We start from the raw sequence: 12,952 nt of genomic DNA, 5'->3' as shown, positions 1-12,952 counted from the left end.
TGAGTTTTTCTAAAAATCTTCATCAAGGCTGAACGTCTGGTTATCTTTTCCGCCCATTACACCAGATTTCTGGTAATCGCCCACACGTTTTTCGAAGAAGTTGGTTTTGCCCTGCAGCGAAATCATCTCCATAAAGTCAAACGGATTAGCCGTGTTATATATTTTGCTAACACCTAATTCATTGAGCCACCTGTCTGCCACAAACTCGATGTATTGTTTCATCAGGTCAGCGTTCATGCCGATAAGGGCCACTGGTAAAGCTTCCGTAATAAATTCTTTTTCGATGGCTACGGCGTCGCTGATGATATTGTGAATTTCCTGTTCGGTCATTTTGTTTTGCAGCATGCTATACAACAGGCAGGCAAATTCGCAATGCAGGCCTTCATCGCGGCTAATCAGCTCGTTAGAGAAGGTAAGTCCTGGCATAAGGCCACGTTTCTTTAACCAGAAGATAGAGCAGAAGCTACCGCTGAAGAAGATGCCTTCTACCGCTGCAAATGCTACCAGCCTTTCGGCAAACGTACCGTTATCTATCCAGCGAAGTGCCCATTCTGCTTTTTTCTTAACAGCAGGTACGGTTTCGATGGCGTGGAAAAGGCGGTCTTTTTCAGCCGGGTCTTTAACGTATGTATCGATCAGTAACGCATAGGTTTCAGAGTGGATGTTTTCCATCATGATCTGGAAACCATAGAAGCAACGTGCTTCCGGTATCTGTACTTCGCTCATGAAATTCACTGCCAGGTTCTCGTTCACAATACCGTCGCTCGCAGCAAAAAATGCCAGCACATGGCTAATGAAGTGGCGCTCACCGTCGTTAAGCGCAGCCCAGTCTTTCAGGTCGGCGCTAAGGTCTATTTCCTCAGCGGTCCAGAAGCTGGCTTCATGCCTTTTATACGTTTCCCAAACCTTGGGATAATTAATTGGTAATAGCACAAACCTGTCCTTGTTCTCCTTCAGCAGGATTTCATTCTCGGTGTTCATCAATCAGTTAATTTATAATGGTTTGCAATGTGCGATAATCAGTTGGGTACGACGGCGGATAACTATCCCGGTAGTTACCGGTTGAGGTTACTTTCGCCAATACCTTAATACGCGAAGGTTTTGACAAGTATGTTGTTCTGGCAGGTATCCTGGCTTTCCCTTTTGTTTCCGGCCTTCCCGTTTTTACACAGTGGCAATGGGGGTGTTGGAAACAAAACTGAACCGTTTCTGCACGGGCCTGGGAATCACAGTAGCGCGTCTGCTCGTGAATCTCACACGATTCCCTATTAATTGAACCGGAAACGCGTCCGGCACAAACCAAATCAACAATGTCAAGAACTGTTGCAAATGTAAGAAGCAGGAGATGGGTATCCCCCAAAAGTTGCTAACAGGTGTGGAAAAAGTAGTGTGTGAATTTGTAGATTCCCTGTGGTGAACGTTATCGGTTTTTTGGCACCATTTTTAACACGAAATACACATATTTTTTATCGAAAAGTGTAGAAGGTACTGCACGATTTCAGCAGTGCAAAAGTACCGCTGATTATAAGTGCGTTACACTTTTATATTCTTTTCTCCTTGTTCGCGAATTTCCTGCGGATGATGTCCTGGACAGGGATTCCTTCGATTTTGCTCTCCAGCCAGGAAATGATGTCCAGGTACAGAAATGACCGTTTCTCGTACGGGTCTTGTGAAATAGTGACCAGTTTGTGCTTTAAATCTTTAAATGCTTCCAGTAATGCCTTGGGATGGGCATACATATTCTTGCGTAAAAACTTTAATATCTCTTCCATCACCCCACTTAAGTCTTTATTCTTGGCAATAAAGTGATATACGGACTTGATCAGGTATTCCACCAGGCTGTAATTTTCCAGCTCATAGTGGGCAATAAGATGGAGGATGCGTGCAAAACACTGTATATCAGCCCGTAAATTGCCAATTCTTAAGTGAATGATCTTATTCAGGTACACGATGGCGTTGTTGTTATCCCCACTCCCGAAGTATAAACAGGCGATTTTGTAATAAAATACCAGCACACGGTGTTGGTCGACTGTTAGCTGGTGTTCTGCTATCTGTTGCTCCAGTTCGGGTACCATGGCCAGTCCCTCGGTAAACGTTCCTTCCAGGAAGTGCCGGTTCAGCCGCGACGTGTAACGGTATACGAAGGAGGAGGTACGGGTATTCTCGTTAAAGTTCTCCTGGTTTTCGTCGATGTGACGCTCAAATGCCGCCAGTACTTCCACGAACTTAGCGTGGTTCATGGTGTAAAAGTGGGCGGTCAGCAGGTTGTGCATGGCCTTCACGTACATGTCCTGGTCCGTTTTAAGCAGCGAGGGGTACTCGGTGAACAGGTCGACCCATTTCTGGGTATACCGGTAGTACATGGCAAAGTCCTGCAGTATATAGTAATACCAGCAGTGGGCCTGGTACATGTAAATCTTCTCATAAAAGCTCATGTTGGGCAGGGGCTGCCCGGGCAGGTTGCTGTCGAAATAGCTTTTTAGCATGATGTGGTCCTTCTCGTCGCGCGCGTGGCCTAGTTTCAGGTACAGGCCGTACATCCGCAGGGAGAGGGTGGACAACTTACTCACGTGGGTAAGGTGGGCATTGATCTCCTGCGACTCGCCGCTCAGCTCCTCCGCCCGGTTCTCGAGGCTACGGGTAATGTGCCGCGACTCGATCAGTTTTTCAAACTCGATGATCTCGTAACAAAGCATCACTTCTTCCTGCTCCCTGGCGCTGGATTTGGCTTTGGCCAGCAATTTCAGGCTCTGGGTGTAAAGCCCCTTGTTGTATAATACCCTGGCATAATCGAGTTGTTCCCGTAATTCTATCAGGGGGTCTTTCTGCTTGTACAGCAGGCGCAGGGTGGTAAGCAGGTGTTTATAGAGATGGGCTTTCACGTTGGAAAGCTGTTGCTTTTTGATATCGGGTATTTTCTTCAGGATCTGTTCCTCGTCGTACTCCTTCATCCTGTCCATCACGTTGAACAACTGGATGAAAAGAACGTCTTCCTTGTCGTTGTTTTTATTGAAAGCGAGCTGAAAATTTCTCTTTTCGGCTTTAGTAAGTGTTTTTATTAATATGAAAAGCGCATCGTTAATAGTGTTGGGCATCGTTGAATTATGATTGTATAGTGCTGTTTTTCAATAATTTAGGCGAAATAATCCCGCTTTGCGGATCGTAAATGGTTCAAATTTAGCCAAAGTCTTTTAGTGCGTACCAGCTAGATTTGAAGGTATAAATCAGAAGAGGTGGATACAAAAATAAGGAACGCAACAAATAAAAGATAATTACGGATGGGAAAAACACTATTTGATAAGATTTGGGACGGCCATGTTGTGACGAGCAGGCCAGGTCACCCGGACGCCGTTTACATCAACACCCATTTCATACATGAGGTTACCAGTCCCCAGGCTTTTGACGGGCTGCGTAAACGCAATATACCTGTATTTCGCCCGAACAAAACCAGGGCAACAGCCGATCATAATGTACCTACGGTAGACCAGCACCTGCCCATTAAGGAAGCGCTGAGCCGCCACCAGGTAGAGATGCTGACTAAAAATACGGCCGAATTTGGCGTAGAACTGTATGGTCTGGGGCACCGCTACCAGGGTATCGTACACGTAATCGGGCCCGAACTGGGTATTACCCTGCCGGGTATGACCATCGTGTGTGGCGACAGTCACACTTCAACTCACGGCGCATTTGGCGCTATCGCTTTCGGTATCGGTACTTCCGAAGTAGAGCAGGTACTGGCAACCCAGTGCATCCTGCAATACAAGCCGAAGCGCATGAAAATCGAAATTACCGGTCAACTCAAAAAAGGCGTATTGTCTAAAGACATCATCCTTTATATCATTGCCAAAATCTCCGCTTCCGGTGCTACCGGCTACTTCGTGGAATATGCCGGCGAGGCTATCCGCAGTCTGAGCATGGAAGCACGGATGACGATCTGTAACATGAGCATCGAGATGGGCGCCCGCGGTGGCCTCATTGCTCCCGATCATGTTACCTTTGATTATATCAAGGGGCGCGAGTTCGCCCCACAGGGCGCCGCGTGGGACCAGGCACTCGACTACTGGAAAACGCTTTACACAGATGTAGATGCCGAATTTGATAAAGTGCTGGTGTTTAAGGCCGAAGATATTGAACCGCAGGTTACCTACGGCACCAATCCCGGTATGGGCATGGGTGTTACCGAACACATTCCTGGTTTAAGCGACATAGAAGATGGCGAACGCCCGTCTTTCACCAAATCGCTCGAATACATGGGTCTCGAGGCTGGCAGTCAGCTGCTGGGCAAAAAAGTGGATTATGTGTTTATCGGCAGTTGTACCAACTCCCGCATTGAAGACCTTCGCCTGGTGGCCGACTTTGTAAAAGGCAAAAAGAAGTCCGACGATGTAACCGTTTGGATCGTACCTGGTTCAAAACAGGTAGAAGCGCAGGCGATAGAGGAGGGAATTGATAAAGTATTTGAAGCAGCAGGTTTTCAGCTCCGTCAACCCGGCTGCTCTGCCTGCCTGGCGATGAATGAGGATAAGATCCCCGCAGGCAAATACTGCATATCCACTTCCAACAGGAACTTTGAAGGAAGGCAGGGCCCTAACGCCCGTACCTTCCTGGCCAGCCCGCTCACTGCAGCCGCTGCCGCCATTACCGGTATTGTATCCGACGTAAGAGAAATGATTTAAACCAAGTATATGAGCACCTGGGACGCAGGATTATATAAAGATCAGCACAGCTTCGTATTCCAGTACGGTAGCGACCTGCTCTCATGGCTTCAGCCGGTAGAAGGAGAGCGCATACTGGACGCGGGTTGCGGTACGGGCGAACTGGTTGCCGAAATAGCCTCCAGCGGCGCTTCGGTAAAAGGTATCGACCAGTCGGCCAGCATGATCAGAAGCGCCAAAGCGCACTATCCTGGTCTGGACTTCGAAACAGCGGATATCGCGAACTTCGAACTGAACGAACGTTTCGATGCTATTTTTTCTAACGCTACCCTGCATTGGGTAAGGGAGAAAGAGAAAGCGGCCGCGCAGTTGTTCAAACATCTGAAACCCGGTGGGCGCCTGGTACTCGAAATGGGAGGTAAAAACAACGTGGCCGGTATTACGCAGGCGCTGGAAAAGGCAATGGCGAAGTACGGTCATCAGTATAAACCTTTCTGGTATTTTCCCTCGGTAGCTGAATATACGACTGTGCTGGAAAATGCTGGTTTCCGCGTAAACCGTGTGCATTATTTCGATCGCGAAACCACGTTGAAAGACTCAGATAACGGTATTATCCGCTGGCTCGAAATGTTTGGTTCGCACTTCTTTGTGAATATGGCTGCCGACGAACGTACCGCCATCCTGGAAGAAACGCAGCGGCTCATGGAGCCCACGCATCACAGGAATGGTAAGTGGATAGCTGATTACAAACGATTAAGGGTATCGGCCGTTAAGGCGTCCGCATCTCTCTAAAATTCAGTATTTAATTATGAGTAAGATATTTAAAAGCCTGGTGTCGACCGTGATACCACTGCCAATAGAAAACATCGATACCGACCAGATCATCCCGGCGCGCTTCCTGAAAGCCACCACACGTGAAGGTTTTGGCGAAAACCTGTTCCGCGACTGGCGTTTCGACGAAAACAACCAGCCTAAACAGGACTTCGTTTTTAACAATCCTATCTACAGCGGTCAGGTACTGGTAGCAGGTAAAAACTTCGGCTGCGGCTCCTCCCGTGAGCATGCTGCCTGGGCTATCGGCGATTTCGGTCTGAAGGTGGTAGTGAGCAGTTTCTTTGCAGATATCTTTAAAAATAACGCACTTAACAACTTTATACTGCCTATTACCGTTAGTGATGCGTTCCTGCACAAGATATTCCAGGCCGTGGAAGCCGATCCTAAAGCAGCAGTAGAAGTAAACCTGGAGGAACAGTTTATTGCGATTAAAAGCACAGGAGAAAAAGAATCATTCGACATTAATCAGTATAAAAAAACATGCCTGCTTAACGGGTACGATGATATCGATTACCTGCTGAGCCTGCGTAACGAGATCGAACAATACGAAACATCAAGACCATTTAATTTTTAATCATCATTTATACAACCTAGCACTGTTACAAACAATGGGAGTAGAAAAAAAGATACTGGTAATACCCGGCGACGGCATCGGACAGGAAGTGACTTCGTGGGGTAAAAGGGTACTGGAAACAATTGCAGAGAACTTTAAACACAAGTTTACCTTCGACGAAGGCATTATGGGGCACGTGGCTATTGAGGCTACAGGCAACCCGTTGCCCGATGAAACACTGGAAAAAGCAAGGAAGAGCGATGCTATCCTCTTCGGCGCCATCGGTCATGCTAAGTATGATAACGATCCTACATTGAAAGTAAGACCTGAACAAGGCTTGCTGAAAATCCGCAAAGAACTTGGCCTCTACGCCAACCTGCGTCCCATTAAACTGTTCGACGATCTGCTGCACGCATCCAGCATCAAACCTGAAATTCTCCAGGGCGCCGATATTCTCTTCTTCCGCGAGTTAACAGGCGATGTATATTTCGGTGAAAAGAAACGCAGTGAAGATCGCTCTTCTGCTTCCGATCTGATGATTTATCACAAATATGAAGTAGAACGTATTGCCCGCAGGGCTTATGAAGCTGCACGTACCCGTCGCAAGAAATTATGTTCTGTAGATAAAGCCAACGTACTCGAAGCTTCCCGCCTTTGGAGAGAAGTAGTGCAGGAAATTGCAAAAGAGTACCCTGATGTGGAAACAGAACATATGTTTATCGACAACGCAGCCATGCAGCTGATTAAAGACCCTAAACGTTTCGACGTGGTAGTAACAGGCAACCTGTTTGGCGACATCCTTACCGATGAAGCTTCGCAGATCGCAGGTTCTATGGGTATGCTGGCATCGGCTTCCGTAGGTGATACCATCGGTTTCTACGAACCCATACACGGTTCTGCACACGATATTGCCGGTAAAGGCCTTGCCAATCCGCTGGCTTCTATCCTGAGCGCCGCACTGCTGCTGGATATTTCCTTCGGTCTTAAAGACGAGGCCCAGCGTGTGATCAGAGCTGTTGACGCTACCCTGCGCCAGGGCTACCGCACCATGGACATCGCCACCAAACAAACGCCTAATCAATTTGTACTGGGTACAGATGCGATGGGCGCTAAAGTATTAGACAACCTGAACTAACAACCCATATAATATTCGAAAAACAACACAAACATGGATAAGAACCGAGTCTATATTTTCGATACCACCCTCCGCGACGGCGAACAAGTACCTGGTTGCCAGCTGACAACCGTGGAAAAAATCGAAGTGGCGAAAGAGCTGGAGGCTTTAGGAGTGGACGTGATTGAAGCAGGTTTCCCCATATCCAGCCCTGGCGATTTCCAGAGCGTGGTGGAAATATCCAAAGCTGTAACAGAGCCTGTTATATGCGCCCTTACCCGTGCTAATACCAAAGATATTGATGCTGCCGCAGAAGCCCTGCGTTTTGCCAAACGTAGCCGTATCCATACGGGTATCGGTGCGTCTGATATGCACATCAAATACAAGTTCAATAGCACACGTGATGAGATATTACGTCGTGGTGTAGACGCTGTAAAGTATGCGCGTAAATTCACGGATGACGTTGAGTTTTACGCAGAGGATGCCGGCCGTGCCGACAATGAATTTCTCGCCCGTATGATCGAAGCGGTGATCGCTGCAGGTGCCACGGTAGTGAACATTCCGGATACCAACGGTTATTGCCTTGCCGACCAGTACGGTGCTAAAATCAAATACCTGATGGATAATGTGCCCAACATCGATAAGGCCATCATTTCTGTTCACTGTCATAACGACCTCGGTTTGGCTACGGCTAACTCCATTGCGGGTGTAATGAACGGTGCCAGGCAGGTAGAATGTACCATTAATGGTATCGGTGAAAGGGCGGGCAACACTTCCCTGGAAGAGGTAGCCATGATCCTGAAAACGCACCATGCCCTGGGATATACTACCGGTATCAATTCTAAACGTATCTATGATATCAGTAACCTGGTATCTACAATGATGCGTATGCCGGTGCAGGCGAACAAGGCTATTGTTGGCCGTAACGCCTTTGCGCACAGCTCTGGTATTCACCAGGATGGCGTACTGAAGCACCGCGAAAACTACGAGATCCTTGATCCGGAAGATCTGGGCATCAACCCTAACTCAATTATCCTCACTGCCCGTAGCGGCCGTCATGCGTTAAAGCACCACCTCGAAAGACTGGGCTATAAAATTGACAAGGTGAACCTGGATGAAGTATACCAGCGCTTCCTGATCGTAGCCGATAAACAAAAAGAAATAAGCGACCACGACCTTCAGATGCTGATGGGCGATGGTGAAGAAAAAAACTACGACGAAAAGGCAATTAAAGTAACTTTATTGCAGGTAGTATGCGGCGACCCGCTGCGTCCTATGGCGACGGTTAAGTTGAGGATCAATGGTGAAGAGAAGGAAGCGAGTGCAGCCGGTAACGGTCCTGTAAACGCTACCATCAACGCTATTCATGAAATCATTAAGGATGATATCGAACTGGATGAATTCAGCATTCAGGCGATGCATGGCGGTAGCACCGATGTAAGTAAAGTGAACATGCACGTAAAACATGCCGGTAAATCGTACTATGGTTTCGGTTATTCTACCGATATCGTGAACGCTTCGGTACTGGCTTATGTGGATGCGCTGAACAAGATCTACTAAGACATAATCAGCCAACGTATAGACGAAGGTCGGGCCATAAGTGCCCGGCCTTTTTGTTGTGTTATTCCCGGTTTGCCGCTGCTTGCATGCATCCGGTTTTTTTGTGCCGATTCCTACTTACCATACGCCTTCGCCCAGGCAGTCACCTCATTCAAAATCATCTGCAATACCAACGGTTGCGCTACTCCCAAATCGTGCCCTGCATTCGGGATCGGTATCAATTTATGCGTATATCCTGCGGCCTTTAATTTTCCTTCTAATATCGTTGCCTGGACATAGGGCACCACATTATCTGCCGTGCCATGGATCAGCAATGATGGCACATTCTTTAAGTAGCTGACAGGGCTTACTTCTGAGAATTTACTGTTGATGGGTTGGCCTGTGGTATAAGGAGCGCCTGCGAGGTTTTCTATGGCAGATTTGGCGCCTATAGCGGCCGCATAATCGAGAAATGCGGTTTGTGTCAGATCTGTCGGGCCTGCCAGTGAAATAACGCCACCGATGATGTTCGCCGCATCTTGTTTATAGCCGTATAAAAGTGACATATGCGCGCCGGCGCTGGCACCGCAAAGAATGATCTTCGTTTTGCGGGTGGTCCAGGTGGTGGAGTTAGCCAGTACCTTGTCCAGGGCTTTACCCACATCTTCCATTAATGCATCGCCGTGAACGGTTGTACTTACATAACGATAAGAGATAGATGCACTACTGATACCCTGTGCTAACATCGCCTCCTGTACCCCATTCATATCGTTCTTACTGCCGCCAACCCAGCCGCCGCCATGGATAAGCAACATGAATGGTTCCTCGCCTGTACGGTTAGCTGTAAGGTATACATCCATTTTATTACGTGGATCGGGGCCGTAGGAAACATCTCTGATCCGCTGTTGCGTGGTTACCGGTAGCGGAGAACCATCGGTAGTGTCTTTGCAGGCGGTGAGGCCTGTTATCACGAAAAAGAAAAGTAGCAGGGTTATCCTCATATCAACAGTTTGTTCCTTTATAACGAAAATTGTGCCTTTATCGTTTATCCAGCTCTTCAAAGGGAATATCCATCAGGGGATAAAGTTTATGATCTTTAAGGAAGTAATGCCACCACTCCGTTTCCAGGGCCACAAAGCCGTGTTTCTCCATCACTGTTTTTAACAACCTCCTGTTAGCCGCCACGGTACTGTCTGTTAACGGATAATCGTGATGTGCTTTTTCGGTAAAGTTGTCGAAGTCGGTGGGCATGCGCAGCTCTTTCCCCGTTTTCAGGTCTATAATAGTAAGATCTACAGCCGCACCACGATTATGGCCCGATCCCTTGGATGGGTCTGCCGCGTAACGATCGTCTGGTACGATCGCCCACATCTTCTCCGTGGCGGTGTAGGGGCGGTAGCCGTCAAATATCTTCAATCCCATGCCTAACCGGTTAAGCTCCTGTTGCACGGCCAATAAGGCATTGGCAGCAGGGAGGCGCAGGAATATACGGGCTTGTTTATATAGCTGCTGTTTCGTAAAATTGTTAACAGTGGCGTACCGGATGTCCTTTTTCAGTCTGGGTATCCGCTTCTCCGCATCCACCATTTGCATATTACTGTCTTTTGCTACCAGCTGGTGATATAAACTGATATCATTCACCACTTTAAGCCCATATTTGTTAAGCGGTATGTCCTGCGCTTTAAGCGATAAAAAGACGAGAAATAAGGGCAGAATGAATATATTTTTCACTGAAAATGTTTTGAATGAGTCTTCAATAGCGAAGATTGTATTTAATACGGGTAAAAAAGGATCGTAATCGCCTTTGTAAAATAGGTACTTTAGAACCCTTAAATTAAGAAAAGATGAACTTGTTTCGATTAGATGGAAAAGTTGCCGTTGTAACCGGCGGTGGTAGCGGAATAGGACAGGCCGTGGCGCGCGTATTTGCCGCCCAGGGCGCTGTAGTGCATATCCTGGAACTTAATGAAGCTGCAGGCCAGGAAACATTGAACAGCATCAACGCCGAAGGCGGACAAGGTTTTGTACACGGTGTGAATGTTAGCGACCAGCAGGCGGTACAAGTTGTGATGGACAAAGTAGTAGCCACTTCGGGCTCGCTTAACATCCTGGTGAACTGCGCCGGCATTGCACACATTGGTAAACTGGAAACTACATCGGAACAAGACCTGGACAGGGTATACAATGTAAACGTGAAAGGCACTTACAACTGCATGTTCGCCAGCGTTGGTCAAATGAAGAAGCAGGGTGGGGGTGTTATCCTTAACGTGGCTTCTATCGCTTCCAGCGTGGGGATACCTGACAGGTTCGCTTACTCCATGAGTAAAGGCGCTGTGCTTACCATGACGTTGTCGGTGGCGAAAGATTATATAGGCGATAACATCCGCTGTAACTGCATTTCTCCCGCCCGCGTACACACGCCGTTCGTGGATGGCTTTATCGCCAAAAATTATCCCGGCCGCGAAGCAGAGATGTTCGAGAAACTGTCTAAAACACAGCCTATTGGCCGTATGGCTAAGCCGGACGAAGTGGCCTGGCAATCGTTGTACCTCTGCTCAGATGAGGCCGGATTTATTACAGGTTCGGATTACGCAATTGATGGAGGGTTCATCAGGCTGAATAATTAATTCGTACTTTTCCACCCTATGAAACGCAACGTTATAATATTAGGACTGGCTTTAGCCGCATTCGCCACCGCCTGTAACACGTCAGGAAAAAAGGGCGATAAGAAAGGAGAGGTAAACACCATTACCCCTGCCACACCCGCAGGTACCATTTCCGTAAATCTTGAAAACCGCGATAAGGATACGGGACTGGTAAGGATTAAGTTCCAGATAGGAGAAGCGAAAGTAGAAGAGGTGTTTGAAGTAGACCTGTTACAACAGGGCGCCGATACGGCTTTGTACCGCATACTGTGGGATAAACCTAACAGCGCATACGTAGGTGTGATCAAAAGTAACAAGGAAACGCGTTACTATCACGCGATAACTGACAGCCCCTTCGTCCGCATACGCTGGTCGGCAGCACCACCTAAAGAGATCTGGGAGTATACGGAGAATGTACTGGGCCTCGGTGCCTTCCTGAAAAACCAGCCGCTGGTGAAGAAGTTCAGCAAGAATATCAAGTCGGGCGCTATCATCGATGACTTTAACGTGGAAATAGAACAGGCAGGAAAAGATTCGGTGATACTGCATTACAAATTTGGCGGTATTACAGAACAGGAAGGATTTGCAGTGCCATCCAGCGTGGCAGAGGCTTTCCTCACGGTAGCGCAGGACGACTTTGTATACTTCGGCCTTAAAATGAACAACGAGTTCAAAGAAGCCATGTCGATCCGCATCAGGAACGGCAGACTCGAAACAAAAACGATTAGGAAATTAAAATTTAAATAACTGATATGAAACTGATAAGGTTCGGTTTAGCCGGTGCAGAAAAACCGGGAGTGGCAACAAGCGAAGGTATGTTTGACGTATCTGCTTTCGGTGAAGACTTTGGAGAGAAATTCTTTGAAACAGACGGTTTGGCCCGTTTGGAAAAATGGTGGAGCGCTAATGGCGCATCTGCTCCCAAAGTGGCTGAGGGCACACGTTTAGGCTCGCCTGTTACGCGTCCTTCTAAAATCATCTGTATTGGTCTTAACTACGCCGACCATGCCAGGGAAACGAATGCTGCTATTCCAAAAGAACCGATCGTTTTCTTCAAATCTACTACCGCACTGGTAGGGCCAAACGACAACCTGGTGATTCCGCGTAACAGCGTTAAAACCGACTGGGAAGTGGAACTGGCCGTAGTAATTGGTAAAAAGGCTTCTTACATCGACGAAAAAGATGCGGAAGAATACATTGCCGGATACTGCCTGCACAACGATTACAGCGAAAGAGAGTTTCAGTTGGAAAGAAATGGTCAGTGGGTAAAAGGTAAAAGTAATGACACCTTCGCACCACTGGGTCCCTGGTTAGCTACTAAAGAAGAGATCAAAGACGTAGACAATCTGCGCCTCTGGTTAACCGTTAACGGCAAAAAATACCAGGACGGTACTACCGCTAACCTGATCTTCAAAATACCTTTCCTTGTATCTTACCTCAGCCAGTTTATGACCCTGCTTCCGGGTGATGTAATTTCTACAGGCACTCCTGCAGGCGTAGGTTTGGGTATGAATCCGCAGGTATACATCAAAGCAGGCGATGTAATCGAATTAGGTATCGACGGTTTGGGCACCTCGCGGCAGCAGGCGGTTGAATGGACAAAGTAAACTAA

The 12,952-nt window shown here is 47.7% G+C and carries 12 protein-coding genes and 1 riboswitch; of the genes, 8 read left to right on the top strand and 4 right to left on the bottom strand.

Features of this window, described 5'->3' with window-relative positions; translation table 11 throughout:
* Positions 1-9 precede the first annotated feature (9 nt).
* Positions 10-981 (bottom strand): ribonucleoside-diphosphate reductase small subunit, encoded by a 972-nt coding sequence (locus QZT80_RS12480; RefSeq protein WP_295122229.1) that lies wholly within the window; start codon positions 979-981, stop codon positions 10-12.
* A 121-nt stretch (positions 982-1,102) separates the two neighbouring features.
* A riboswitch (cobalamin riboswitch) is annotated at positions 1,103-1,319 on the bottom strand.
* Positions 1,320-1,541: 222 nt separating this feature from the next.
* Complete coding sequence (locus tag QZT80_RS12475; protein ID WP_295122227.1) at positions 1,542-3,095, bottom strand: hypothetical protein; 1,554 nt, start codon at positions 3,093-3,095, stop codon at positions 1,542-1,544.
* A 183-nt stretch (positions 3,096-3,278) separates the two neighbouring features.
* Here QZT80_RS12475 and leuC point away from each other — a divergent pair, with 183 nt between their 5' ends.
* The 5 genes from leuC to QZT80_RS12450 are packed head-to-tail and all read left to right on the top strand — an operon-like array spanning position 3,279 to position 8,716.
* Positions 3,279-4,676: a 3-isopropylmalate dehydratase large subunit gene (gene leuC / locus QZT80_RS12470; RefSeq protein ID WP_295122225.1), complete on the top strand. Its 1,398-nt coding sequence runs from the start codon at positions 3,279-3,281 to the stop codon at positions 4,674-4,676.
* A 9-nt stretch (positions 4,677-4,685) separates the two neighbouring features.
* Positions 4,686-5,447, top strand: a complete 762-nt coding sequence (locus tag QZT80_RS12465; RefSeq protein WP_295122223.1) for a class I SAM-dependent methyltransferase — start codon at positions 4,686-4,688, stop codon at positions 5,445-5,447.
* A 16-nt stretch (positions 5,448-5,463) separates the two neighbouring features.
* Positions 5,464-6,063: a 3-isopropylmalate dehydratase small subunit gene (leuD, locus tag QZT80_RS12460; RefSeq protein WP_295122221.1), complete on the top strand. Its 600-nt coding sequence runs from the start codon at positions 5,464-5,466 to the stop codon at positions 6,061-6,063.
* Positions 6,064-6,097: 34 nt separating this feature from the next.
* Positions 6,098-7,177: a 3-isopropylmalate dehydrogenase gene (leuB, locus tag QZT80_RS12455; protein WP_295122219.1), complete on the top strand. Its 1,080-nt coding sequence runs from the start codon at positions 6,098-6,100 to the stop codon at positions 7,175-7,177.
* Between the two features lie 33 nt (positions 7,178-7,210).
* Entirely contained in the window at positions 7,211-8,716 is a 1,506-nt protein-coding gene (locus QZT80_RS12450) for a 2-isopropylmalate synthase (protein ID WP_295122217.1), read from the top strand.
* Between the two features lie 113 nt (positions 8,717-8,829).
* Here QZT80_RS12450 and QZT80_RS12445 read toward each other — a convergent pair whose 3' ends face one another.
* Together QZT80_RS12445 and QZT80_RS12440 are read right to left on the bottom strand one after the other, a co-directional pair.
* A complete protein-coding gene (locus QZT80_RS12445; RefSeq protein WP_295122215.1) occupies positions 8,830-9,696 on the bottom strand; it encodes an alpha/beta hydrolase in 867 nt (288 codons plus the stop codon).
* A gap of 37 nt (positions 9,697-9,733) precedes the next feature.
* Positions 9,734-10,426 (bottom strand): M15 family metallopeptidase, encoded by a 693-nt coding sequence (locus QZT80_RS12440; RefSeq protein WP_295122213.1) that lies wholly within the window; start codon positions 10,424-10,426, stop codon positions 9,734-9,736.
* A 113-nt stretch (positions 10,427-10,539) separates the two neighbouring features.
* On the opposite strand from QZT80_RS12440, the gene QZT80_RS12435 reads away from it, so the two are divergent.
* The 3 genes from QZT80_RS12435 to QZT80_RS12425 are packed head-to-tail and all read left to right on the top strand — an operon-like array spanning position 10,540 to position 12,947.
* Entirely contained in the window at positions 10,540-11,322 is a 783-nt protein-coding gene (locus QZT80_RS12435; protein WP_295122211.1) for an SDR family NAD(P)-dependent oxidoreductase, read from the top strand.
* Positions 11,323-11,340: 18 nt separating this feature from the next.
* On the top strand, positions 11,341-12,087 hold the full coding sequence (locus tag QZT80_RS12430; RefSeq protein WP_295122209.1) for a hypothetical protein: 747 nt from the start codon (positions 11,341-11,343) through the stop codon (positions 12,085-12,087).
* Positions 12,088-12,092: 5 nt separating this feature from the next.
* A complete protein-coding gene (locus tag QZT80_RS12425) occupies positions 12,093-12,947 on the top strand; it encodes a fumarylacetoacetate hydrolase family protein (RefSeq protein WP_295122207.1) in 855 nt (284 codons plus the stop codon).
* The last annotated feature ends 5 nt before the right edge of the window (positions 12,948-12,952 follow it).

This window comes from uncultured Chitinophaga sp., from assembly GCF_902168175.1.
GTDB lineage: Bacteria > Bacteroidota > Bacteroidia > Chitinophagales > Chitinophagaceae > Chitinophaga.
The sequence above is the reverse complement of the archived record's forward strand: the minus strand, read 5'-3'. Positions and strand labels throughout refer to the sequence as shown.